Annotated in this window: 23 protein-coding genes and 1 pseudogene; 19 read left to right on the top strand and 5 right to left on the bottom strand. The window is 71.1% G+C overall.

What is annotated here, in order from left to right:
• The first annotated feature begins 51 nt into the window (after positions 1–51).
• The 6 genes from AB0C02_RS30840 (at position 52) to AB0C02_RS30815 (ending at position 2,926) form a co-directional block, all read left to right on the top strand.
• Positions 52–591 carry a MauE/DoxX family redox-associated membrane protein gene (locus tag AB0C02_RS30840; RefSeq protein ID WP_357552653.1) on the top strand — a complete coding sequence of 180 codons (540 nt, stop codon included), beginning with the start codon at positions 52–54 and terminating at the stop codon, positions 589–591.
• A gap of 7 nt (positions 592–598) precedes the next feature.
• Positions 599–1,171: a hypothetical protein gene (locus tag AB0C02_RS30835; protein WP_357552652.1), complete on the top strand. Its 573-nt coding sequence runs from the start codon at positions 599–601 to the stop codon at positions 1,169–1,171.
• A 93-nt stretch (positions 1,172–1,264) separates the two neighbouring features.
• Positions 1,265–1,855, top strand: a complete 591-nt coding sequence (locus AB0C02_RS30830) for a hypothetical protein (RefSeq protein WP_357552651.1) — start codon at positions 1,265–1,267, stop codon at positions 1,853–1,855.
• Positions 1,852–2,325 carry a hypothetical protein gene (locus AB0C02_RS30825; RefSeq protein WP_357552650.1) on the top strand — a complete coding sequence of 158 codons (474 nt, stop codon included), beginning with the start codon at positions 1,852–1,854 and terminating at the stop codon, positions 2,323–2,325. The genes AB0C02_RS30830 and AB0C02_RS30825 overlap by 4 nt, the downstream gene beginning before the upstream one ends.
• Positions 2,309–2,605, top strand: coding sequence for a twin-arginine translocation signal domain-containing protein (locus tag AB0C02_RS30820; protein WP_357552649.1), 297 nt, complete (start codon positions 2,309–2,311; stop codon positions 2,603–2,605). Before AB0C02_RS30825 ends, AB0C02_RS30820 begins: the two co-directional genes overlap by 17 nt.
• A gap of 60 nt (positions 2,606–2,665) precedes the next feature.
• The gene (locus tag AB0C02_RS30815; protein ID WP_357552648.1) at positions 2,666–2,926 is read left to right on the top strand and encodes a hypothetical protein; all 261 of its coding nucleotides are present in this window, start codon (positions 2,666–2,668) and stop codon (positions 2,924–2,926) included.
• 61 nt (positions 2,927–2,987) lie between these two features.
• Here AB0C02_RS30815 and selD read toward each other — a convergent pair.
• Together selD and AB0C02_RS30805 are read right to left on the bottom strand one after the other, a co-directional pair.
• Positions 2,988–3,506, bottom strand: a pseudogene (gene selD / locus AB0C02_RS30810) (selenide, water dikinase SelD); the annotation flags it as partial.
• Positions 3,507–3,936: 430 nt separating this feature from the next.
• On the bottom strand, positions 3,937–4,674 hold the full coding sequence (locus AB0C02_RS30805) for a hypothetical protein (RefSeq protein ID WP_357552647.1): 738 nt from the start codon (positions 4,672–4,674) through the stop codon (positions 3,937–3,939).
• 101 nt (positions 4,675–4,775) lie between these two features.
• On the opposite strand from AB0C02_RS30805, the gene AB0C02_RS30800 reads away from it, so the two are divergent.
• From AB0C02_RS30800 to AB0C02_RS30775, 6 genes are all read left to right on the top strand, one after another.
• Positions 4,776–6,416 (top strand): ABC transporter substrate-binding protein, encoded by a 1,641-nt coding sequence (locus AB0C02_RS30800; RefSeq protein WP_357552646.1) that lies wholly within the window; start codon positions 4,776–4,778, stop codon positions 6,414–6,416.
• Position 6,417: 1 nt separating this feature from the next.
• Positions 6,418–7,431: an ABC transporter permease gene (locus tag AB0C02_RS30795; RefSeq protein ID WP_357552645.1), complete on the top strand. Its 1,014-nt coding sequence runs from the start codon at positions 6,418–6,420 to the stop codon at positions 7,429–7,431.
• On the top strand, positions 7,428–8,252 hold the full coding sequence (locus AB0C02_RS30790) for an ABC transporter permease (RefSeq protein ID WP_357552644.1): 825 nt from the start codon (positions 7,428–7,430) through the stop codon (positions 8,250–8,252). The genes AB0C02_RS30795 and AB0C02_RS30790 overlap by 4 nt, the downstream gene beginning before the upstream one ends.
• Positions 8,252–10,027 carry an ABC transporter ATP-binding protein gene (locus AB0C02_RS30785; RefSeq protein ID WP_357552643.1) on the top strand — a complete coding sequence of 592 codons (1,776 nt, stop codon included), beginning with the start codon at positions 8,252–8,254 and terminating at the stop codon, positions 10,025–10,027. The genes AB0C02_RS30790 and AB0C02_RS30785 overlap by 1 nt, the downstream gene beginning before the upstream one ends.
• A gap of 274 nt (positions 10,028–10,301) precedes the next feature.
• A complete protein-coding gene (locus tag AB0C02_RS30780; protein ID WP_357552642.1) occupies positions 10,302–11,012 on the top strand; it encodes a hypothetical protein in 711 nt (236 codons plus the stop codon).
• On the top strand, positions 11,009–11,797 hold the full coding sequence (locus AB0C02_RS30775; RefSeq protein WP_357552641.1) for a sulfite exporter TauE/SafE family protein: 789 nt from the start codon (positions 11,009–11,011) through the stop codon (positions 11,795–11,797). Before AB0C02_RS30780 ends, AB0C02_RS30775 begins: the two co-directional genes overlap by 4 nt.
• 90 nt (positions 11,798–11,887) lie before the next feature.
• Here the strand turns inward: AB0C02_RS30775 and AB0C02_RS30770 are convergent, their stop codons facing one another.
• Both AB0C02_RS30770 and AB0C02_RS30765 read right to left on the bottom strand, forming a co-directional pair.
• Positions 11,888–13,798 (bottom strand): cation-translocating P-type ATPase, encoded by a 1,911-nt coding sequence (locus AB0C02_RS30770; RefSeq protein ID WP_357552640.1) that lies wholly within the window; start codon positions 13,796–13,798, stop codon positions 11,888–11,890.
• Positions 13,795–14,184 carry a metalloregulator ArsR/SmtB family transcription factor gene (locus AB0C02_RS30765; RefSeq protein ID WP_357552639.1) on the bottom strand — a complete coding sequence of 130 codons (390 nt, stop codon included), beginning with the start codon at positions 14,182–14,184 and terminating at the stop codon, positions 13,795–13,797. Before AB0C02_RS30765 ends, AB0C02_RS30770 begins: the two co-directional genes overlap by 4 nt.
• 137 nt (positions 14,185–14,321) lie before the next feature.
• Between AB0C02_RS30765 and AB0C02_RS30760 the strand changes: the two genes are divergently transcribed.
• Entirely contained in the window at positions 14,322–15,494 is a 1,173-nt protein-coding gene (locus AB0C02_RS30760; protein WP_357552638.1) for an MFS transporter, read from the top strand.
• Positions 15,491–16,549, top strand: a complete 1,059-nt coding sequence (locus AB0C02_RS30755; protein WP_357552637.1) for a hypothetical protein — start codon at positions 15,491–15,493, stop codon at positions 16,547–16,549. The genes AB0C02_RS30760 and AB0C02_RS30755 overlap by 4 nt, the downstream gene beginning before the upstream one ends.
• Positions 16,550–16,552: 3 nt before the next feature.
• On the opposite strand, the gene AB0C02_RS30750 is transcribed toward AB0C02_RS30755, so the two are convergent.
• Positions 16,553–17,686, bottom strand: a complete 1,134-nt coding sequence (locus AB0C02_RS30750; RefSeq protein WP_357552636.1) for an acyl-CoA dehydrogenase family protein — start codon at positions 17,684–17,686, stop codon at positions 16,553–16,555.
• 93 nt (positions 17,687–17,779) lie between these two features.
• Between AB0C02_RS30750 and AB0C02_RS30745 the strand changes: the two genes are divergently transcribed.
• From AB0C02_RS30745 to AB0C02_RS30725, 5 genes are read left to right on the top strand one after another with little or no spacing between them, the layout of a single operon-like run.
• Positions 17,780–19,537: a CoA transferase gene (locus tag AB0C02_RS30745; RefSeq protein WP_357552635.1), complete on the top strand. Its 1,758-nt coding sequence runs from the start codon at positions 17,780–17,782 to the stop codon at positions 19,535–19,537.
• Complete coding sequence (locus tag AB0C02_RS30740) at positions 19,534–21,159, top strand: class I adenylate-forming enzyme family protein (protein ID WP_357552634.1); 1,626 nt, start codon at positions 19,534–19,536, stop codon at positions 21,157–21,159. Before AB0C02_RS30745 ends, AB0C02_RS30740 begins: the two co-directional genes overlap by 4 nt.
• Positions 21,156–21,788 carry an ATP-binding cassette domain-containing protein gene (locus AB0C02_RS30735; protein ID WP_357552633.1) on the top strand — a complete coding sequence of 211 codons (633 nt, stop codon included), beginning with the start codon at positions 21,156–21,158 and terminating at the stop codon, positions 21,786–21,788. The genes AB0C02_RS30740 and AB0C02_RS30735 overlap by 4 nt, the downstream gene beginning before the upstream one ends.
• A 3-nt stretch (positions 21,789–21,791) precedes the next feature.
• Positions 21,792–22,676, top strand: a complete 885-nt coding sequence (locus tag AB0C02_RS30730; RefSeq protein WP_357552632.1) for a metal ABC transporter permease — start codon at positions 21,792–21,794, stop codon at positions 22,674–22,676.
• Positions 22,600–23,397 carry a zinc ABC transporter substrate-binding protein gene (locus AB0C02_RS30725; RefSeq protein WP_357552631.1) on the top strand — a complete coding sequence of 266 codons (798 nt, stop codon included), beginning with the start codon at positions 22,600–22,602 and terminating at the stop codon, positions 23,395–23,397. The genes AB0C02_RS30730 and AB0C02_RS30725 overlap by 77 nt, the downstream gene beginning before the upstream one ends.
• Positions 23,398–24,001: the final 604 nt, after the last annotated feature.

The following is a 24,001-nucleotide window of genomic DNA, read 5'->3' as shown; positions in this document are numbered from 1 at the left end:
GTCGACCTTTCGGCGTTCAGATGCCTAAGCCACTTTTTGCGAGCGCCGACGATGCAGACAGCCGTTCTTGACGCAACAAGGCTCGCAATAGCGGTGACTCTGCTGTTCGCCGGTGCGTCGAAGCTCTTGAGCCCGTATCCGCTGGCCCATGGGATACGTAGCGCATTCAATTGGACACGTGCGCACTTACGTGCGTCGAGTTACTTGGCTCGGGGTATCGCGGTAGTCGAAATAACGGCGTCGCTACTGGTGGCGAGTGCCTGGCTACTGCCAATCGGTCTCGTGTCGGTCGGCGCCGTCGGCGCTGGCGTCATCGTCTTTACGCTGGTCTCGATGAGCCGAGGGGCACGTGTTTCCTGCGGGTGCTTCGGCGAGAGCAGCGGAAAGCCGGCCGGCGTACCGAATTTGCTCGCGGGCGTTGCCTTCGTGGGAGTTGCTGCTCTGTTGCTGGTGCTCGACAGGGGCGCCGGTGCCGATCCGGCGTTGTTGCTCGCCTTGACGGCGATCCTCGCTGTGGCCGCAGCAATGGTCAGGCATCGTGCAGAGTTGCTGCGTCCTTACGCACGACACTTCAAGTCCTTCGCAAAATGAGAGGAAGGTGCCGGCGCAGGTGATGGACCTGATTCTCGCCCTCGCAGTGTTTGTGCTCGCGGTCGCCGTTATCGGCCTGTTCGCCATGATGGGTGAGCTGGGCTCACGCGTTCCGGCGTCCGATACCGACGCTGTGCCGTCGAGACTGGACCCGATCGACCAGGCGCGATTGGGCGGGGAGGTCGACTCTTGGCCAACGGGCCTCGCTCACCTGCGCGATGCGGATCATGGGCTGCTGGTGGTGCTGAGCACCCTCTGTACGTCTTGCGGGCGGATAGCAAGCGGCGCGACCGGTCCGCTGTCCATGCCCACTCCGGCCGCGGCGATCCTGGTGTCTTGTCCACAGGAGGCCGCCGGTGCCGCCTTTGTCGACGGAAATCCGATGGTGCGCGATCATCCGCATGCGTTGGACATCGGTGGCGAGTGGCTCATCCGCAACTTCAACGTGGACATCAGCCCGAGCGTCCTGGTCTTCGAACGTGGCCGACTCCGTTCGGCATTTACCTTCGGCTCGGTCGATGCGTTGAAGCATCTGCCCGGCGTGCACGCCGAGGCGGGAGTGGAAGCCAATGCAGGGTAACCGACAGCGGCTTGTGGGTTCGGCATGGCTATTTGGCTGATGGTGGCGGGGCTCGGCGGAGTTTTGCAGCTGCTGAGCCCTTGAGGCCGATCCATGGTTGGCGTGTCCAACCCGATTATGCGAGCCGACCCTCGGGAGGGCTGGCGGTTTCTCGCTGGGTTCGGGGCGGGGCTGGCTGCTGCCGCGCTGACGCTGCTGGGCCCGTTGCTCCTGCTCGCCTGGGCCCTTGAGTTGGTCCATCCGACCGCGCGCACGGTGCTGTTGATTGCTGTCCTGCTCGGGTTCGGAGCCGCGGACTTGCTGAATCGCACCCCGCACGTCTGGCGACAGGTGCCGCAGCGGTTCGCCCGCGAGCTTCAGCCCGGCCGGCTGGGATTGATCTGGGCGTATGACCTGGGTCTGCTTGTCACGACGCAGAAGACGACGTCGCTGCTGTGGATAGGCCTGGCCGGGGCGGTGCTGGTCGGGCCGCCGTCGCTGATCGCGGCCACCGCGTTCCTCGTTGTCATGCTGTTCGGGCTCGGGGTAGCCGTGGCCACGCTGATGCGTAACGGCGCCGAACTGACCGGGCTGCGGCTGTCTCGGCGTATCGGCGGCGTCTGGGTCGTCGCGGCTCGCCGGGTGAGCGGTCTGATCGCGATCGTTCTGGCCATCGTGGAGGCGGTGAGGCTGCTGTGGGGGTGAAACGGCTCGGCAAGGATCAGCCCTTGTCCGACGAGGGTGGGGTGGTGGCGGTGACCACCTTCGCCTGCCGGACATTGGTCAATGTCTTGCTGGTGTGTTGGCTGCATTGGCGACTGAAGGCGGGGGTACGGACCAACGCGCCGGAGTACCTCGGGGTCCGGCTTTATATCGACTGGCGGCGACGGGTGATCCGCAGTGTGTCACTGTGGACGTCGCTGACGGGGCTGTACGACATGGGCAAAGTGCAGGGGCACATTCGTGCGGCTCGATGGGCCGGGAACCGTGGCATCGCCACCTGTGGCGGCGTCTACAGGTACGGCGGCGACTGGCGGAATCTGCTGTTCGGCAAGGGGTACACCAGTCCACCGCCGCTGACCACGGTACCGGAAATATCAGAGAGGGAAGGCGAGACGAATAGCAATCGTCCGCCCACCCGAGCCAAGGAAAGGGAGGATGTCGATGCAGGGTAAGGAAAAACGGCCCGCCTGGGGCCGGCGAGGGTTCCTCAAAACCATCGGCGCGAGCGCGCTCGGCACGGCGATGGTCATCTTCGGTACCCCCGGGCGGGCCGAGGCCGGCCCTTTCTGCTGCAACCTGGCTTTTTCGCCGTCGATCTCGTACGACAGCTGCCGTGCCTCCAGCAACTACACCTGGGTGTGCATGACCGACACCAAGACCTGCCAGTGCTGCGAGAAGAAGAACAGCTCGGGGCAATACACCGCCTCGGCCTACTTCTGCTCGAACGTGTAGGTGCTCGTCCGGCGAGCGAGACGTGCGCCGGATAAATAGCTACGAGTATTGGAGCTGCGGATGAGCCGGAAACTCCCGATCGACCAGGGCTATGCGGCCATAACCGCATTGCCGGGTGGTGGAAAGCGGGTCGAGGTCTACGCCAGCCTGTCCACCAATGGGCCGACAAAGCTGTTCGCCGCCCATTCGTTCGTACCGAACGTGCTGGTGCTGTCGAAGGCGGCGTTCGAGCGGCGCGGGCAGACGAGCTTTTCCACCGACGTCGTCGAGGTTCTCCAGGACCCCGACAAGAACCAGTTGATCATTCGCGATCCCTCCTGAGGGCTACGCCCGACCGCTGACCTGGGGCTGGTTCGCAAGCCGCGAACCAGCCCCAGGGCACCTATTTGACGACGAGGGTGACGCCGTCCGTGCGGGCCGGTCGTAGCTCGCCGATGACCGGGGGGCCGGGCACTTCCCCGGCGATGAGTAGCCCGCCGGAGGTCTGCGCGTCGGCGAGGAGGAGCAGCTCAAGCTCAGGCGTGGTCCCGGCGTCGGTGTGCGGACGGGGCCAGGCGAGGTTGCGGCGGGTGCCACCGCTGATGTAGCCGGCGGCAGCGGCGTCGCGGGCGCCTTCCAGGCAGGCAATAGCGGCGGCGTCGATATGGGCGCTCACCCCGCTTGCCCGGGCCAGCTTGTGTAGATGCCCGAGCAGCCCGAAGCCGGTGACATCTGTGGCGCAGGTGGCGCCGGCGGCGAGGGCCGCCGCCGCCGGGTCGCGGTTCAGGGTGGCCATTGCCGCGATGGCCTGCGGGAACGTCTCACCGGTGGCTTTGTGCCGGTTGTTGAGCACGCCGATGCCGAGTGGCTTGGTGAGTGTCAGCGGCTGGCCGGGTTTGCCAGTGCCGTTGCGCAGGAGCCGCCGCAGTCGCCGGCCGTGGCGGCCTCGACGAGAACGTGATCTTGCACTCGGAAAGAGCTCTCAATAGCCGGTCTCGATCCCTGGGAAACCTCAGACCAGGCATCGAGATGGACCTGTGGAGCAGGCCGGGCATGTCTGTGCCGCAAAGGCCAGGCGCGGGCTGACGTCGACCACCAGCACACGCCTGACCTCGGGCTTTGACCGCTTGACGCGATACCCGACTGCACCGTCCAGCCCGACGTCCCGGTACGCGGCAGCGGTCCCCGGTGGGGATGACGAGCGCCAGAAGGGCGCCCGGCTCCGGACGGGCAGCACGGTTTGTTCGCCGCTCGTTCCGCCTTCTGCCCAGGAGTTGTTCTTGCAAAACCTTGGCAAGAAGGTGAAACTCCAGTTGACCTTGAAGGACGCCGTGCCCGGCCACTACCAGGCACTATTCGATGAGGGCGGGCAGATGGAAGTCACCTTCGCGTCGGTACGCCTCAGCGAACGCGTACCGCCCGTGATGGCCGATGCCGTGGTAGATGTGCGCAGCCCGGTCGAGGACCTCGTGCAGGGCCCGCCCGCGCTCGTACGCGTCTTCGATGCCGGCGTATCCAGGGACCAGCGCTTCCAGGTCGGCGGGGCGCAGTTGGTTCTCCCAGTGTGCGGCGGAGAACTCCAGCTGGGTGCGCAGGCTGTTCATCGCAGCGACCTTCAACGGCCAGTACGGGGCGATGTCGACCACGCAGTTGGCCCGCGACGGCGTCATGTAATAGACCGTCGGCACCGGGTGCGGAGCCAGTCCGTCGTCGGCGGCGAACCCGCGACTGGCCAACCCGAGCGCCTCAAGGATCAAGGTCATCGCCGGGCGTCGATCGGGGTCGAGGTCGGTCAGCGAGTGCTCCGGGTCCTGGGTGATGACGATGGACGGACGCACCGTACGGATGACCTTGACCAGGGCCCGCTTATGGGCCTCGTCGACGGCGACGTGCCCTTGCTGGAAGCCGAGGAACTCCACCGGCACCCCGAGGACTTCTGCGGCGGCAGCGACGCCGGGACGCATCTCCTCGTCGCACACCATCAGCGCCGCGTGCGACTCGCCCCCGGCTGCCAGGTTCGCCGCGAGCGCGCCACCGCACTCGACGAGTTCCATGCCGTAGACACCGATCAGCAGCACCCGACTAGCCATTAACCGCTCCTTCATCACACCCACCGGTTCGTGGGAGTGCCGACGATATCCGGCCGGGACCGCCAGGTGCCCGGCCCTCTGTTACCGGAGGTTGAACACTCGTGTCACATCGCACCCGGCGGCGACGGATGTACACCCTGCGGCTCCTCGCGGCGGGGCTGCTGCTCGCCGTCGCAGGCTGTGCCGGCGACGGGGCAGGGTCGCCGGCCGCGAAAGAGCCGCAGACCGCCTCGGCGCTGACCATCGCGGTCGGCGGCGACCAAGGCACGTTGACCCCGTACACGTACAGGACCGGCTACCCGGGCTACCACCTCATGAGCCTGGTCTTCGACACGCTGCTGGTCCTGGACCCGAGCAACCAGGTGACGCCGTTGCTGGCCACCGGACTGACCACGAGCGCGGACAGCAGAGTCTTCACGCTGCCGCTGCGCACCGACGTCAGCTGGCACGACGGCGAGGCGTTCACCGCGGACGACGTGGTGTTCTCCATCGACTACTACCGTAAGCACGACAGCGTACGGTTCGCTTCAGCGCTGGCGGCCGTCGAGGACGTGCAGGTACGCGACGCTACGGTGGTCATCACGCTGGACAAGCCGGACCCGGAGTTCCCCGTCCGTCAGCTCGCGGACATGCCGATTCTGGCCCGCCACGTGTGGTCCGGCATCACCGACCCGCAGAAGGCGCCGGTGTCCGCGGCGGTCGGCACCGGTCCGTACCGGCTGGCCGGCTACGAACCGGAGCGCCGGTACGAGTTGACCGCCAACACCGCGTACCCGATCGGCAAGCCCCGTGTCGACAAGCTCTCGGTGTCGGTGATTCCGCAGCAGCAGACCGCGCTGGCCGCGCTGCGTACCGGTGAGGTGCACCTGGTCGCCGACGAGGTGCCGCCGAACCTGACGGACCAGCTTTCCGCGCAGCAGGGCGTCAAGATGGCCACCGGGTCGAACTTCTCCAGCACCCTGCTGGTCTTCAACGACGGCAAGGCGCCGTTCGACCGGGTCGAATTACGCCAGGCCATCTCGGCGGCGATCGACACCCGCGACTTGGTCGACACCATCCTGCTCGGGCAGGGCACCGTCGGCAGCCCCGGGTTCTGGCATCCGGAGGCCCCGGGGGCGGACACCAGCCTGAAGCACAGCTACGACCCGGCCGCGGCCGCCGCCAAGCTGGACGCGTTGGGCGCCGCGCCGGGCGCGGACGGGGTGCGCGTCCTCGACGGCAAGCCGCTCTCCTTCGAACTGCTCGTCTACGCCGACAGCCCGGACCGGGTACGCGCCGCCGAACTCATCACCGAAATGCTCGGCAAGGTTGGTGTCAAGACGACGGTACGGGCGATGGACGCCGATTCGGTCGACGTCAAGGTGTGGCCCGATTTCGATGTGGCCAAGGGCCGCGACTTCGACCTCGCCATGTGGGGCTGGTCGGCGACAACCATGACCGCCTACACCAAGCTCGCCGGGCTCGTCGCCACCGATCCGAAGGCAGGATCGCTGAACGTCACCGGCGTCGTCGACGCCGAACTCGACACCGTCGCCAAGGAGTTGCTGGCCACCACCGCACTGGCCGAACGGCAGGCGGCGGCCGGGCGGCTGCAGCAGCTGCTGGCGCAGAAGACGCCGTTCGTCACGCTCTACTACCCGGCCGGGGCGTACGCCTACCGCGGTGACGTCTTCGCCGGCTGGGCCTACCAGCAGGGCTGGGGGCCGCTGAACAAGAACTCCCTCGTTGCCCGGCACGGCTGAGATGACCGTCGCGTCACGCCCGGCCCCAGCGCGGATCGGGCTTGCCCGGGCCGCGCTGGGGCGGGCGGGCGGCTACGTGGCGGTGTTCGCCGTCGCGCTGACCATCACCTTCCTACTCCCCCGTGCCCTGCCGGGCGGTCCGCTGCGTACCCTCGGCGGCGGCGAGGTCGGCGACCTGGACCCGGCGGCCCGGGCAAAGGTCGTCGCCGCCTACGGACTGGACCAGCCGCTGCACGTGCAATTCGGTCGATACCTGCGTGACCTCATCCGACTCGACCTCGGCGAGTCGTTCAACGGCGGCCGCCCGGTCGTCGAGGCGATCCGGGAGGCGTTGCCCTGGACGCTGCTGCTCGTGGGCACCAGCGTGCTGCTCACCGCCGCCGTCGGCGTACTGCTCGGGGTGATCGCCGGGCTGCGGCGTGGGCGCGGCAAGGGCAACCTGCTCCTCGCCGGGGTGCTGCTGTTCGACGCCGCGCCCGCGTTCTGGGTCGGCATGCTCTGCATCCTGTTCTTCGGCGTGCACCTGGGCGTGCTGCCGACCTTCGGTGTCACCACTGCGGGGCACACCGGGCTGGCCGCGGTCGGTGACGTCGCCAGCCACCTGGTCCTCCCCGTCGGCGTGCTGGTCGCCACCGGCATCGGACAGTTCTTCCTGGTGACCCGGTTCTCGGTGGCCTCGGCTCTGCACGCCCCGCACGTCGAACACGCCCACGCGCGAGGAATCCCGCACCGGCGGGTGGTCGCCCGGCACCTGCTGCGCCCGGCGCTCCTTCCGGTCCACACCCAACTGATGATGGAACTCGGCTGGCTGGTCGGGGGTGCCCTCGTCGTCGAGACCGTCTTCGCCTACCCCGGCCTCGGCCGGCTCACGTTCGACGCGATCCAAGGCCGCGACTACCCCACGATGCAGGGCACCTTCCTCACCCTCACCGTCACCGTCCTGGTCATGAACGCCCTGGCCGACCTGACCTATCCGCTGCTGGACCCCCGGATCCGCGCGCGAGGCCGGTCGTGAGGGCGGGCCGGGCGGCCGGCTGGGCCGGGGCCTTCCTGCTGGCGGCGCTGGCTGCCGTCGCGGTCGTCGGGCCCTGGCTGCTGGGCACCGACGGTCGGGAACGGGTCGCCAGGCCGTACGAGCCGCCGTCGGCCGAACGCTGGCTCGGCGCCGACGATCTTGGCCGGGACCTGTTCGACCAGTTGGTGATCGGAGCCCGCGGCTCGCTCGGCATCGCCCTGCTCGTCGCGCTGGCGGCCACCGCCGCGGCGGCGCTGGTCGGCGGCGTCGCGGGGCTGGCACCCCCCTGGGCCGCCGCGACCCTGATGCGTATCGTCGACCTGGTCCTCGCCCTGCCATTCCTGCCGTTGCTGATCCTCGCGGCCGCCTTCCTGGGCCCGGGTCTCGGGGTACGGGCGGCGGTGGTGGCCGCCCTGGTCTGGGCCGGCCCCGCCCGGCTGGTCCGCGCCGGTGTGCTCGCCGCATGGTCCCGTGGCCATCTGCAGGCCGCCCGCGCGATGGGCGCATCCGCCGGGTACCTGCTGCTGCGACACGCCTCGCCGGTCGTCGCACCGCTGCTCGTGCCAGTCTTCGTCCGGACCGCGATGACCGCCATCGTCCTCGATGCCAGCCTTGCCTTCCTCGGCCTGGGCGATCCGACCATCCCCAGCTGGGGCACGATGATCCACTGGGCCTCGGTGCGGGGCGCCATGTTGAGCGACGCATGGCTGTGGTGGGCGCTGCCGCCCGGCACCGCGATCGTGGTCACCGTCACCGCCCTCGCCCTGGTCGGGGTGGCCACCGAGGACCGGCTCAACCCAACGCTCCGCAAGGACCGCTGATGCTGACCATCACCGATCTGACGATCACCTATCCGAATGGCCACCCCGCCGTCCAGGATGTGGGCTTCACCGTCGGGGCGGGTGAGATCGTCGCCTTGGCCGGTGAGACCGGCTCCGGCAAGTCCACGATCGCCAAGGCCCTGCTCGGGCTGCTGCCGACCGGCTCGACGGTCACCGGCAGCGCCCGGCTCGACGACCTGGAACTCGCCGGTCGCACCGGCCACGACTGGTACGGCGTACGCGGCCGCCGAATCGGCATCGTGCCGCAGGGGGCGATGACCGGGCTCAATCCGGTCCGCCGGATCGGCGACCAACTCACCGAGTCTGTCCGGGTCCACACCCAGGCCTCCCGCGCGGCGGCCACCGCCCGCGCGGTCGACCTGCTCGACCAGGTCCGGCTGCCGGCCAACACCATCGACGCCTACCCGCACCAACTCTCCGGTGGGCAACGCCAACGGGTGGCCATCGCCCTGGCGTTGGCCGGTGAGCCGCAACTCGTCGTCGCCGACGAGCCCACCACCGGGCTGGACCTGGTCACCCAGAACCACATCCTGGACCTGCTGGCCGACCTGCGTACCAAGGATGTCGGACTGCTGCTGATCTCCCACGACCTGCCGGCCCTGCGCGGAGTCGCCGACCGGATCGCGGTCATGTACGCCGGCACCCTCGTCGAGTCCGGGCCTGCCCGAGGTGCCGCCCACCACCCGTACACCCGTGGTCTGCTTGCTGCGATGCCGTCATTGGAGCAGGACACACCGTGGGTCAGCATCCCCGGCACCGCGCCGGCCCGCGCCGACCTCGGCGCGGGCTGCCCGTTCGCGCCCCGCTGTCCCTGGGTGACCGCGTCCTGTCACACCCAACGCCCCGTCCCGGCACCGGTCGGGAACGCGACGGTCGCCTGCCACCACCCGAGCGACGACCGACCTCTGCTATTCCCGCCCGCGCCCACGTCCGGCGGGGGCGTCGGGTCACGGCAGGCCGTCGGACCGGTGGCCACCCTGACCGGCGTCGGTCACGTCTACCGCAGCCGCCACCGCCAGACCGTCGCGCTGGCCGGCGTTGACCTGCACCTGTGGCCAGGAGAGATCCTCGGCGTCGTCGGCGAAAGCGGAAGCGGCAAAAGCACCCTCGCGCAGATCCTGCTCGGGCTGCTACGACCCAGCGCCGGGCGGGTCGAGGTGGCCGGGAACGACCTGTCCCTGCTACGCGGGCGCCGGCTACGGGCCATCCGCCACCAGCTCGGGTTCGTGGCCCAGGACCCGTACAGTGCCCTGCACCCGGCGATGACGGTCGCGCAACTCGTCGCGGAACCCCTGCGGATCGCCGGTACACCCCGGCACCTGCATGCCGCTCGCGTCACCCGGGCTCTCGAACTGGCCGGTCTACCCGCCGACCTGATCGGCAGGCGACCCGATCAGCTCTCCGGCGGGCAGCGGCAGCGTGTCGCCATCGCCCGCGCCCTCGCAGGTGATCCGGTCCTGCTGATCGCCGACGAGGCGACCTCCATGCTGGACGTGTCCACCCGGGCCGGCATCGCCGCGACCCTGCGGCACCTCGCCGAGAGCACCGGCCTGGCGGTCCTGTTCATCACCCACGACCTCGGTGAAGCCGTGCAGAGTTGCGACCGGATGGTCGTGCTGCACGAGGGTGTACCCGTCCAGCAGGGCGGTCCGCAAGACATCGTGGGTAGCCCGCGCCCCGGATACCCGGCCGACCTGGTCGCCGCCGCCCGCCGGTACCTCGGCGCGCCGGCAGTCACGGGGAGCGGTGATTGATCACATCGTTGACCGATCGGGCGACCGCAGGGATGGACCGACTGCGCCGCGCCGGCCTGAGGGCCACCCTCGCTCGGCGCGGTGTGGCACCGGCGTGAACGGCCTCGGCCGACGATGTTCATGCCGGTAGTTCCGATGCCGCTGCCCGGGGATTACTGATCAACTAACTGTTCACGCCACCGTTCCGCGCCACACACTGGCCCGGGCCTGCGCGTTTCCCAACAGTCGACAAGGTGAGCCCGACTCCCGTCTCGGCAGGATCTGGAGCTTCTCCTTGTCACCATTCGGACATCGGCGTCGTCTCATCAGCGCGGCGCGAGCTGTCGCGCTGGCGGCCTGCGCCGTCACCGCCTCGATCACGGCCGTGCCCGCCCCGGCGGCGGCGCACCCGTTCGGCGATCCGCAGACCGTGGCCATCGCGCGCGACGAGCAGCGACCCGAGGTCGTACGTGTGCGGTGGCGCGTCGGCGGCACTGACGATCTGGCCCTGCTCGGGGTCTCTCTCGGCCTGCTGCCGCGAGACCGCGTCATGGCCGACGGCGCCGTCGAGTACCGGCACACGGATGCGGCGCTGATCGGGTCGTCCGAGGAGCTCGCGGCCTACCTGCTCCAGCAGATCACGGTCACTGACCGCGAGCGACCGTGCGCCGGCGCCGTCGAGCCGCCGAAGGCCCTCGCCAGGATCGGCGCGACGGTCGACTACACGTGCCCCGGGCCGGTCGGCATGGTCACGGTCGCGGTGCGGATGCTGACTGATCTCAACCCCGCGTACCGCGCTCTGGCCACCGGCCCGCACGGCCAACGTGCGGTGTACGGCTCGGGCGAGGACTCCCACGATTGGGTCCTCACCGGCGCACGGGCGACGGGCAGCACCAGTCCCGGCCGCAGCGCCACCGTCCAGATCGCCGCCGTCGCCGTCGGCACGCTGCTGGCCGCAGCGCTGATGATGTGGTGGCGGTCGCGTCGCCGGAGGGCCGTGGCATGACCGAAATCACCGCCTACCTCGCGTCCCTTCCGGACCGGCTGCAGGATCTCATCCACTCGCCGGGTGTGCCGCCGCTGGCGTTCGCGCTCGCGTTCATTGCAGGGGCCGGACATGCGGTGGCGCCCGGGCACGGCAAGAGCCTGGCCGCCGCCTACCTTGTCGGCTCACGCGGCCGGATCCGCGACGCCGCCTGGCTGGGCGGCTCGGTGGCCGTCATGCACACCGTCTCCGTGCTGGTGATCGGCGTGGCGTGGACGTTCCTGTCCCTCTCCGACGTCATTCAGATGCAGGAGCTCACGAGCTGGCTGCAGCTCGGCGCCGGCCTGATCGTCCTGGCCACCGGCCTGTGGATGGTGCGCCGGCACCTGCGCGGCCACGGCCACCACCACCATCACCACCACCACGGCCACAGCCATGACCAGCACCACGGCCATGACCATCACCACGACCACGGCAAACGCCCGGGCCTGTTCCTGCTCGGCATCTCCGGGGGGCTCACCCCGTCTCCGGCCGCCTTCCTCGTACTGGCAACCGGGCTGTTCCTCGGCCGCGCCGGATTTGCCCTGCTGCTCGTCCTGACGTTCGGCCTCGGGATGGCCGTCGTGCTCTTCGGCGTCGGCCTCCTCGCGGTCGCCGGCAGCTCCCTGGTCGTCCGAGGCGCGCAGTCGCGTGCCGTCCTGCGACTGGCCACCCGCGTCGCCCCGGTCCTCGCCGCCAGCGGCATCACGCTCTTCGGCGCTGGCCTCGTCGCGGTCGCCGTGATCAACCTCGTCAACGGCAGCTGATTCACCGGCTCGCGACCGGGTCCGTAGGCCGGTGGGCAGCCGGTGGCGGACGCCGGCGCAGGGCGTGGGCACGCTTCGGCGGCGGGATCATCACTCCTGCAAAGGCCGGGCACGACCGGCACGTACGCCGTTGCCGATGACGATGATCTCGGCCAACTCATGAATCAGGACGACTGTCGCGAGGCCGAGGACGCCGGTAGCGGCCAGTGGGATGAGAGCGGTGATCAGGCCGAGGGATAGGCCCACGTTCTGCAGCATGATGTGGCGGCTGCGGCGGGCGTGGGCGAGGGTGTGGGGCAGATGTCGCAGGTCTTCGCCCATGAGGGCGACGTCGGCGGTTTCGATCGCGACGTCCGTGCCCATGGCGCCCATGGCGATGCCGACGTCGGCGGTGGCCAGGGCGGGGGCGTCGTTGACACCGTCGCCGACCATCGCAGTCGGCCGCGCAGTCCGCATGCCGGCGACGATGCGGGACTTGTCGGCGGGCCGAAGGTCGGCGTGGACCTCGTCGATGCCGGCCTGGGCGGCGAGTGCGGTGGCGGTGCGGGTGTTGTCGCCGGTGAGCATCGCCACGGTGTAGCCGTCGGCGTGCAGCCGGGCGACGGCCTCGACGGCTTCAGGTCGTAGTTCGTCGCGGACGGAGATCGCGCCGAGCAGCGTGCCGTGGTGCTCGACGAGGACCACGGTGGCACCGGCGGTCTGCATGGCGGTGATGTGTTCGCCGAGCGGGCCGGGGTCGATCCAGCCTGGCCGGCCGAGCCGCGCGGGTCGACCGTCGACGACGCCGGTCAAACCCGCACCGGGTACGGCGTCGACGTCACTGGCCAGGGTGTGTTCGGGGGCGGCGGCCAGGATCGCCTGGGCCAGCGGGTGTTCGCTGCGGGACTCCAGCGCTGCGGCGACCCGCAACACCTGCTCACGGTCGGCGGTGCTCACGGCGACGTCGACGACGGTCGGCTTGTTGCGGGTCAGGGTCCCGGTCTTGTCCAGGGCCACCGCGCGGATGCGACCCAGCCTTTCAAGGGCGGCACCGCCCTTGATGAGCGTGCCAAAGCGAGTGGCGGCGCCGATCGCGGCCACGACGGTCACCGGTACGGATATGGCCAGCGCGCAGGGGGAGGCGGCGACGAGCACCACGAGGGCGCGTTCGATCCACGTACGCGGTTCACCGGCCAGAGCCCCCGCCACCGCGATGGCCGCGGCGAGGAGCATGATGCCGGGCACCAAGGGTTTGGCGATCCGGTCTGCGAGCCGCTGCGCGGCGCCCTTGCGGGACTGTTCGGCCTCGACGATCCGCACGATCCGGGCAAGGGAGTTGTCGGAGGCTGTCGCGGTCACCTGAACCTCGACCGCGCCGGTGCCGTTGATCGAACCGGCGTAGATGGCATCGCCCGGGTTGGCCTCGATCGGCATGGATTCGCCGGTGAGTGCGGAGACGTCCAGGGCGGTGCTGCCGGTGCGGATCACCCCGTCCGTGGCCAACCGCTCACCGGGCCGTAGGAGCAGCAGATCCCCGACGCGCAGGTGAGCCGGGTCGATGGCGACCTGCGCCCCGTCGCGCAGAACGGTCGCCTTGGCGGGAACGAGACTCAGCAGCGCCCGCAGACCACGCCGGGTGCGGGCGCCGGCGTACTCTTCCAAGCCCTCGCTGATGGAATACAGGAACGCCAGCGTCGCGGCCTCGGCGACCTCGCCGAGTACCACCGCGCCGACCGCGGCGATGGTCATCAGTGTGCCGACGCCGATCTTCCCCTTTACCAGGCGTCGCAGGGTGTTCGGCACGAACGTCGCCGCGCCGACCAACAGCGCGACCGTGTAGAGACTGACACCGAACAGGCGCGGAGCGCCGGCTAGGCCGGCGATGAACCCGGCAAGCAGGAACACGCCGGCGACGGCGGCGGCCCGCACCTCGCTGACCTGCCACAGCCGTTCCGGTTCGTGTTCCTCCTCAACGCCCTCGGCGCGGGGCTTGTCGTCGCCGCAGCCGCACGCGTCGCTCACCGCGCGGCCTCGTCATGGCTGATACCGGCACCGCCGGGTCCATAGTTGGGACACAAGACGACCGCGTCGCCGGTGGCGGCCAGCACCTGCTCGGCGCTGGCCAGCAGATCGAGTAGTTCCGGCCTGGTCAACGAGTAGACCGACGACCGCCCCACCGCCCGATAGTCGACCAAACCGCAGTCGCGCAGACACGCCAGATGCTTCGACACCGTCGACTGCGCCAATCCCAGCTCGCCGGTCAGGTCCACCACCCGAGCCTCCCCAGCCGCGAGCCGCTGCACGATCCGCAGCCGGGTCTCGTCCGCCAACGACCGGAACAGAGCGACAGCCGGGATCATGCCGGCCGCGATGCCCTCGGTCACGCACCCTTCACCTTTCATCGCCATTCCGCGATGATAGTCGAATCGGACGATGATCCGTCGACTACAGCCATCGTTCCGGTTCGGCGAGGGAACCGGTTGGCGCCTCCAGCCGACTGATCACCTGGGGCGAATGCGACTTCGACCGGAATGGAGTGGGATCGATGACGGCTGGCCGATGGTGGGGTCCGACAGCGGTGGCGACCGCTGCCATGGCTACGTCGATGACGGTGCTGTACGCGACTTCCGCGCTGGCGCCTTTTGTGGTGGCCGACCTGGGCTTGTCCCGTGCCGCGGTAGGTGGCCTGGTGACGGTGTCGTTCGCGGTGGCGGCGGTGGTGTCGCTGGTCGCGGGCCGGTTGGTCGATCTGTGGGGAGCTCGTCCGGCGTTGCTGTGGCTGGCGGTGGCGGTCGCCGTGGCGCTGCTCGGGGCATCCGTGGCGTCGGCATACGTCTGGCTGCTGCTGGCCGTGGCGGTGGCGGGAGTGGGGCAGGCCCTGGCGAATCCGGCCACCAACCTGCTGATCGCGCAGGCGGTGCCGCCGCAGCGACGCGGTACCGGCGTGGGGGTGAAGCAGTCGGGTGTGCAGGCGGCGGCGTTCGTGTGTGGCTTGGTGCTACCGGCGGTGGCGGCGGCCGCAGGATGGCGGGTGGCGTTGCGGGTCAGCGCGGTGGTGCCACTGCTGGTGCTGGTAGCAGTCTGGCGGTGGGTTCCGGCGGCGGGGCGGCCAGGGTCGGGTGGCCGGTGGTGGCGACTGTCGACGCCGTCAGGCTGGCTGGGGTGGCTGGTGGGGTTCTCGCTGCTGCTGGGTACGGGGTTGGCGGCGGTGAACACCTACCTGCCGCTCTACGCAACGCAGCGTCTGGGGCTGGGTGCGGGCTTGGCTGGTGCTCTGCTCGCCGCGTTCGGGGTGACCGGTCTGCTCGCCCGCGTGTGGTGGGGCCGCTGGGCCGACCGGTCCACGGAAGTGGTGGCGGCGTTGGGGTGGCTGTCGGCCGCGGCGGTGGCGGGCATCCTGATGCTGTGGGGTGCCGGAGCGGGCGGGGCCGGGTTGGTGTGGGTGGGCGCGGTGGTGGTCGGCGGTTCGGCAACGGCGGCGAATGCCGTGTCGATGCTGGTGGTGCTGCGTCGGGCGACGGCGGTGGGGCAGGCGTCGGGCCTGGTGTCGCTGGGTTTCTTCGGCGGGTTCGTGGTCGGGCCGGCAATTGTCGGGTGGTGCGCTGATGTCGGCGGGTGGTCTCTGGCGTGGCTGCTGGTCGCGGTGGTGTTCGCCCTCGCCGCGGCGGTCGCGACGCGGGTACGGGTGGCCGCCGGACGAGCGGTGACCGTAGCGTGAGCGGCGGCGATCACGTGACGGCGTCGGACGTCCTGCTACGCCGGGTGGAAACAGTCGCCGCGCAGGTCGGTGACCGCTTTCCGCTGTACGGCAACCCGGTCTCCGGCGTGTGGACATCGACGCGGCGGGGCTCGTGGACCGGGGGTTTCTGGGCGGGCTGGTGGTGGCTGCGCGCAGCGGTGACCGGACGGCCCGACGACCATGTCGCCGCGCGGGAGTGGACACACCGGCTGGCGCCGCGGGCAGGCGACGACACGGTGACGCGGGGGATGACGTTCTGGTATGGCGCGGCCCTCGGGCAGCGGCTGTGCGGCGATGTGGACGCTCGGCGAATCGCGTTGGAGGGCGCGCAGGCCCTGGCAGCGTCGTTCGACCGCCGGCTCGGGTTGATTCCGGTCGGTACGGCGTTCGGTGTGGACGGGCCACCTCGGGCCGGGGTGGACGCCCTGGCGGGTACCGTCGCACTCCTGGGCTGGGCGGCCGACGCCGGCCGGTACGGCTTGGACGCCCTCGCCCGCGCGCACGTGGCACGCCACGTGGAGCTGCTCGTCGGCGACGACGGGCAGGTGCGGCCGGAGGTGTGGCTGGATCCGGACGGCACTCCGGCCGACGATGGCGACGGGTCGCCGGGGGTTTGGGCGCGGGGGCAGGCGTGGGGTGTGCTGGGGCTGGCGGTGGCCGCCCGACGGTGGGGTGGCGACTTCACCACCGCCGCGGTGGACGTGGCCCGGTGGTGGCTCGACCAGGCCGGAACGGACGTCCCCGGGGCGGTGATCGGTCGAGCCGAGGCGCCGCCGGACACGTCGGCCGCCGCCATCGCGGCGGCGGGTCTGCTGACCTTGTCACAGGTCACGGCCGAGGCCGGCTGGGCTGACGCTGCGCTGGCGGTGGCCTCCAGCGCGGTCGGTCGTCTCGATGGTGGCGGTGTGCTCCGGGACGGTTGCTACGACCTCGCCGGTGGCGTCGCCATGCGGCACGAGCTGGTGTGGGGCAGCTTCTTCCTGGCGGCGGTGCTGGCGGTACTGGCCGGGAAGGTGGACGAGCACCCCTGGTAGGCGTCAGCGGGTCCGGGCGAGCAGACGGCGGGCCACGGTGGTGATGTGCAGTTCGTCGGGGCCGTCGAGGATGCGGGCGGCGCGGGCGGTGCGGGCCAGCATCGGCAACGGTGTGTCGTCCGTCAGGCCTTCCGCTCCGTACACCTGGATGGCACGGTCGACGACCGCGTGCAGGGCGCGGGCGGTCACCACCTTGGCAGTGCCGACGGCGATGCGGGTGTCGCCGCCGGTGATGATCGCGTCGACGGCGGCGTAGGTGAGGGCGCGGGCGGCGGCGATGTCGGCGTGGCTGTGGAAGACCAGGCCGTGCAGGAGTTGCTGGTCGGCCAGCGGGCTTCCGTGGGCGTGGCGGGTGGTCAGCCGGGTGAGCATGAGGTCATGGGCGCGTTGGGCCTGGCCGAGCCAGCGCAGGCAGCGCAGCGTCCGGCCGAGGGCGAGGCGTTCGCCGACGATGCGCAGCCCCTGGCCGGGTTCGCCGAGGAGGTGGTCGGCCGGTACGCGCACGTTGTCGAGGGTGATCTCGTACTGGCCGCCGGCGCCCAGGACCGGCACCTCCCGGTCGATGCGGTAGCCGACCGCGTCGGTGGGCACGACGATCAGCGAGAACGCCTGCCGCAGGTCGGTGTGGGGTGCGGTGCGGCAGACGACGGTGGTGAACGCGGCGTCGGCGGCGCGGGAGGTGAACCACTTGCGGCCGGTGATCCGCCAGGTGTCGCCGTCGCGGACGGCGGTGGTGCCCAGTCCGGCGGGGTCGGAGCCGGCGACGCCCGGTTCGGTCATTGCGAAGCTCGGGCCGCCCGCTCCGTCGACCATGGGCAGGAGGAAGCGGTCGCGGATGGCGGGTGTGGCGTGCCGGTCGAGCATGGTGGCGTCGAGCAGCAGGTCGGAGCCGAGCGCGGTGGGCCCGAAGTCGGAGTGTCCCTCCATTTCGGCAAGTGGTGCGTACGTGGCCAGGTCAAGGCCGTGACCGCCGAGACGCCTGGGCAGGGGAAGCGCCCACAGTCCGGCGACGCGGGCCGCTTGCTGCAGCGTGGCCATGGTCTGCGCGGCGTCGGCTCCGCTGTTGAGGAGCACCTGTTCGGCGGGGATGACCCGGTCGGTGACGAAGGATGCGACGCGGACCGGTAGGTCGTCCATGGCGAACTCCCGAAGATCGCGGGAACCGCAGCTGGGTGCGCCCCGACTACTGATGCATGTGGGCGATCAACGTAGCGCATTCCGGATTTGCCGGTGCATAGCGATCTCGTGGTGGACAGCCGGGTGGACGATCCGCCGCTGGACGGGGTGGCCCTGACCGGTGGCGACTGCTCTAAGGCGGACGCGATCTGCGTCGCGCACCTCGCGGCGCTGGGGGCTCGTCGGTCCGGTGGCGGGTCGCTGCGAGTGGACGGCACGTCGGTTGACATTGGCTGGCGTGACGGCTCGGGCCGGGCCTTGGACGAGGTGACCGCGCAGGCGGCGTACGGGCTGATGGCCGTGCACGGCCGCCCGACCGGCGGACCTGTCCGGCTGGGCGTCGACTACGTGTCCACGGTGGCCGGGGTGATGGCGGCACAGGGTGTGCTCGCGGCGGCGCTGGCTGGGCTGCGCGGGCCGCGGCCGACGGCGGTGTCGGTGAGTGTTGCGGGTACGGCGTTGCTGGCGGTGTCGCAGTACCTGGCCGCGGGCAGCGTCCACGACGGCGAGGAGACCGGGGAGGTTGCCGGTCCCGGGGTGCCGCCGCCGTTCGTCTCCGCCGACGGGGTGGTCTTCGAGGTGGAGACGCTGGATCCGGAGCCGTGGCGGCGGTGGTGGACCGCTCTCGGCGCGGACGCTCGGGAGGTGGCGCGGGGGTGGCGAGCGTTCGTGCTCCGGTACGCCACGGCGACCGCGCCGCTGCCACCGACGCTGCACGAGATCACCCGCCGGTCGACGTTCGCCGACCTGTGCGCGGCCGCCCAGGCCGCCGGCGTGGCGGTGCAGGAGGTGCGCGGGCTGGCGCAGCGACGCCGGGACGCCGGACCGGACGGACGATTCGGCGTGCCGTGGCAGATCACCGCGACCGTCCCGGCCGGGCCGCTGCCTCCGCTGCCGTCCGGCGGGCTGCCCCTGCAGGGGTTGCGGGTAGTGGAGGCGGGTCGCCGGGTGCAGGGTCCCCTCGCCGGTCACGTGCTGCGGCTGCTGGGCGCGGAGGTGGTGCGGGTCGAGCCGGCCGGCGGTGACCCGCTGCGCGGGATGCCGCCGATGGTGGGTGACTGTTCGGCGCGGTTCCTGGCGCTCAACCGGGGCAAACGGATCGTCGAGGTCGACCTGCGATCCGCGGCGGGCCGGGCGACGGTGCGGGACCTCGTGGACACCGCTGATGTGTTCCTGCACAACTGGGCGCCCGGAAAGGCCGCCGAGCTCGGCCTCGACAGCGGCGACTTCGTCGACCGCAACCCGGGCCTGGTGTACGCGTACGCCTCGGGGTGGGGTGACGCCCGCGGAGCGGACGCGCCGCCGGGCACCGACTTCATCGCTCAGGCGTACGTCGGTCTGGGCGAACAACTGCGGCCGGTCGGGCAGCCCCCGGCGGGCTCACTGATGACGCTGCTGGACGTGCTCGGGGGCCTGGTGTGCGCCGAGGGTGTCCTCGCCGGGCTCGTCGCCCGGCAACGAAACCGGCATGGGCAATACGTGCAGACCTCACTGCTGTCCGCCGCCGGGGTGCTGCAGAGCCCTCTGCCCTCGGCTCGGCCGGCGTGGGGCCGGTGGGATCTTCCGGTGTCCGCCGTCGACGGGCACGTGATGATCGCCGCCGGCTCCGACCGGGCGGCCGTCGAGGCCGCGCTCGGCGACCCGGCCGCGCTCACCGTCGCGGAAGCGGTAGCCCGGCTGACGGCGGTCGGGGTGACCGCCGTGCGGGTGTGCCCCGAGCCCGGCGAGCTGCCCGATGATCCGGCTGCTGCCGGGCTGATCGAGGTGGACGGCTGCGCGTTCGTCCGCCCTCCCTGGAGGTTCAACGCATGACTGTGTTGCCTGTCCACGACCTTGTCCCGCCGACGCTGCGTCAATGGTGGCGGCACGCCGGCCACTATCCCGGCCGTACCCTGTGGGAGCTGTTCGCCGGGCACGCCGCCGCCCATCCGCAGCGGGTGGCCGTGATCGACGACGACGGCGAGACCACCTACGCGCAGCTGCGCGACGCGGCGCTACGGCTCGCCGGCGCGCTGCGGCAGGCGGGCGTGGCGCCCGGTGAGGTGATCGCCGTTCAGCTGCCCAACGGCCGCACGCCGGTCACCGTTGACCTGGCTGCCGCCGCGATCGGCGCGGTCGTGCTTGCCTATCCCGTCGGCCGGGGGCGTCGGGACACCCTCACCCTGCTGCGTCGCTCCCGCGCGGCGGTTGCGGTCGTCGCGCACAAGGTCGGTGACCACCATTACGCCGACACCCTCGACACGCTGCGACCGGAGCTGCCGGACCTGCGGACCGTGCTGGTGTCCGGCGCCGACGGGCCGGACAGCCTGGAAGGTTGGCTGGCCGACGGCCCGCCGCTGAGCGCGCCGGTGCCCATGGCCTCGTCGTCGGCCGCGCGGATCCTGGTGTCGTCGGGCTCCGAGGCCGCGCCGAAGATGATCGTCTACTCGCATGACGCGCTCGCCGGTGGGCGGGGGGCGTTCATCGCCGCCCTGCACTACGGCGACGAGCCGATGCGCAACCTGTTCCTGGTGCCGTTGGCATCGTCGTTCGGGTCTTCGGGCAGCGCGGTCACGATCGCCCGGCACGGCGGCACGCTGCTGGTGCAGTCCCGCTTCGACGCCGGCCGGGCCCTGCAGCTGATCGAGGCGAATCGACCGTCGCTGGTGTTCGGGGTGGCGACGATGTTCGCGATGATGCTCGACCACCCCCGCCTCGCCACCACCGACACGTCGTCGCTGCGGGCGGTGGTGGCCGGCGGGTCGCGGGTCGACCCGGCCACCGTCGAGGCCTGCCGGGCCCGGTTCGGCGCGGCGTTCGTCAACTGCTACGGCTCCGCCGACGGGGTCAACTGCACCACCGATCCCCTCGACCCGCCGGAGTCGGTGCACGACGCGGTCGGCCGACCCAACCCGGCGATCGCGGCGATCCGGATCGTCGGCGACGACGGCGACGACGTGTCCCCGGGCGAGGTGGGCGAGATCTGGGGGCTGGGGCCGATGAGCCCGTTGTGCTACGTCGACCCCGACTTCGACGCCCGCTACCGCCTCGCCGACGGCTGGGTGCGCACCGGCGACCTGGGCCGCGTCGACGAGGCCGGGTTCCTGCACGTGGTCGGTCGCCGCAACGAGATCATCATCCGGGGCGGGCGGAACCTCTCCCCCGTCGAGGTGGAGCTGCTGATCGCCCAGCACCCGGCGGTGCGTCAGGTCGCCTGCGTCGGTGTCCCAGACCGGTTGATGGGCGAGCGGATGGCCGCCTGCCTGGCCGTACGCGACGGCGCGACGGCGCCCACGCTCACCGCGTTGACCGCCTACCTGACCGACGAGCACGGCCTGGAGTACGCCAAACTGCCCGAGCGGCTTGTCGTGTTCGACGCGCTGCCGCTGTCCCCGGCCGGCAAGGTCGACAAGCGGTGGCTGCGCGAACAGCTCACCGGCGGGGCCGACGCGTGACCGCCGCCGCCGTCACGTTCAACGCCGTCACCTGCCGCTACGGCCGGCGCACCGCGGTCGACGCGGTCGACCTCAATGTCGCCGCCGGCGAGCACGTCGCCCTGACCGGGGCCAACGGCTCCGGAAAGACGACCCTGCTGCGGGCCGCGTTGGGCCTGCAGCCCCTCGCCGGCGGCACCGTCACCGTGGGCGGCGTCGGGGCGCGGCGCGGCACCGACTGGGCGCGTCGACGCCGGGACGTGGCCTGGGTGCCGCAACGTCTCACGCCGGGCCGGTTCCCGCTGCTGGTCGACGAACTGCTCGACAGCGGCGGCCACCCGGAGGCGGCCCGCGACGCCGCCGCCCGACTCGGTGTCGCCGGACTCGGTCAACGCCCGCTGCACACGCTCTCCGGTGGGCAGTTGCAACGGGTGTTCCTGGCCCGCGCCCTCGGGGCGGTCGCCGCCGGGGCGCGGGTGCTGTTCGCCGACGAGCCGACCGCCGCCCTGGACTTCGACGGTCAGGAGCAGGTCGCCACCCTGCTGGCGAGGCTGCCGGTCACCGTGGTCGTCGTCTCCCACGACCGGGCGATGTCGCGGGCCTGCGACCGGGTGGCAGAGATGGCCGCCGGAAAGCTGCGGGTGATCTGAGCCGTGGACCAACTGTTCGAGCTGCTGACGCTGCCCGCGGTACAGCGCTCCGGAATCGGCCTGCTCATCGCCGCCGTCGGCCTGCCGATCGTCGGTGTGTTCATCATCGGCCTGGACATCATCGCCGTACGGTTCGCGATGATGCACGTGGCGCTGCTCGGCATCGCCATCGGCCTGCTCACCGGTCTGGACCCGATGCTCTGCGGCCTGGTCGCCTGTGCCCTCGCCGGCGCGGGCGTGGCGCCGCTGGCCCGGCGGCCCACCGGGCTGCCCGGGGCGATGGGCCTGCTGATGACCTTCGCCATCGCCGCCGCGCTGCTCGTGCTGTCCGTGTCCGGGGTGAACGCCACCGGCGCGTTCGAGCTGCTGTGGGGCTCGATCCTCGCCACCCGCGAGATCGACCTCGTTGTTCTCGGCGTGCTCACCGTGGTCGTCCACCTGCTGTTCTGGCGCTGGCGGCGGCAGCTCGCGCTGCTGCTGTTCGACCGGGAACTCGCCCTGTGTTCCGGAGTCGCCGCCGGGCCGCTGCTGCTGGCCCTGCTCGTCGTCGTCGCCGTGGCCATCGGCGCGTCGATCCGGCTCACCGGGGCGCTGCTGGTCGACGCCCTGACCATCCTGCCCGCGCTGGGCGCCCGCAACCTCGGCCGCTCCCTGCGCTCGATGGTGCTGTGGGCCGTCGCGCTCGGCGTGCTCGGCAACGGCGGCGGCTTCGCCGTCGCGCTGCTGCTCGACCAGCCGCCCGGCCCCGTCCTCGTCCTCGTCGCGGGGACCTTGACCCTGCTCACCTATCTGATTCCCGAAGGAGCACATGATGCGACTGATACGGACCGCCGCGCTGACCGCAGTGGCGACCCTGTCCCTGTTGGCCAGCGGATGCGGCAGCACTGACAACCCGAAACCCGCCAGCAGCGGCGACGCGTCAACGGCGGCGGCGAAGGGGCCGAAGGTGGTCGCCTCCACCAGCTGGGTCGGCGCCCTGGCCAAGGCCGCCGGCGCGACCGACATCACCGTGATCGCGCCGCCCAACGTCCAGCACCCGCCGGACTACGACCCGAAGCCCAGCGACCTCGCCGCCGTCGCCAGCGCCGACTACATCCTCTACGCCGAGTTCGACGGCTTCGCCGCCAAGCTCAAGGACGCCGCCGGCGGCTCCGGCAAGCTCGTCCCCGTAGAGCTGGAGAACACCCCGCCGAAGATCACCTCCGAGGTGCAGCGGCTCGCCGGCATGTTCGGCACCACGTCCGCCGCGGACACCTGGATCTCCACCTTCAACGCGGAGTACACGACCCTGTCCGAGCAGGTGAAGGCCGCCCTTCCGAATCCGGCGCCGACGGCGGTGTCGCACCTGTTCATGGCGTACTGGGGCGACTTCGCCGGCATCAGGGTGGTGGGCACCTACGGGCCCCAGCCGGTCACCCCACGGCAGCTCGCCGAGTTGACCACGAAGAAGCCGACCCTGGTGCTGGCCAACGCGCACCTGAGCGGCGCCAACCCTGACATCCCCGGCGCCACCCGCGTCGACATCATCAACTACCCCGGTGCCGACCTCGACCTGCTCGCCGTGTTCAAGACCAACGCCGAACGGCTGACCGCCGCGCTCAAACCCTGAGCGACACCCGATAGGCCCGGCCGGTGGGGGTGCGGCTGCCGCACCCCCACCGGCCCTCGGCCCTTGTCGAGGAGGCCACACGACCCTGTACTCGCCATCGGGGGCGGGCCGGTCGGACTGAGCTGACCATCCGCCTCGCCCAGCTCGGCGTCCCCCGCGATGCTCGTCGAGCGGCACCCCCGGACAGCGGCCTTCCCCAAGGGCCAGGCCCTGAGCATCCGCAGCATGGAGACCTACCGATCCTGGGGTCGGAGATCACCGCCGCCGGGCTGCCCCGCGACCACCTAGCCTTCTTCACCGGCCGCACCCTCACCGACCCGCAGGGCACCCGCATCGTCACCGGCCCTGATGCCCGACCGCCGGCGCCGAGCCCACCCACACCCTGCTCTGCTCTGCTCTGCTCTGCTCTGCTCTGCTCTGCTCTGCTCTGCGCTGCGCTGCGCTGCGCTGCGCTGCGCTGCGCTGCGCTGCGCTGCGCTGCGCTGCTCTGCTCCCAAGACCGTCTCGAACCGTTACCTCTCAGTGCGCTCTGGTGAGCGCACGGTCGGTAGTCCCGCCTGACGGTGGGACGGTCCCGGTCTTACCCACCTGGGTGGTGCCGGGT

This window comes from Micromonospora sp. NPDC048999 (assembly GCF_040649295.1).
Classification (GTDB): Bacteria; Actinomycetota; Actinomycetes; order Mycobacteriales; family Micromonosporaceae; genus Micromonospora.
Note: the sequence above shows the minus strand (reverse complement) of the source record. Positions and strands in the feature narration are given on the sequence as shown.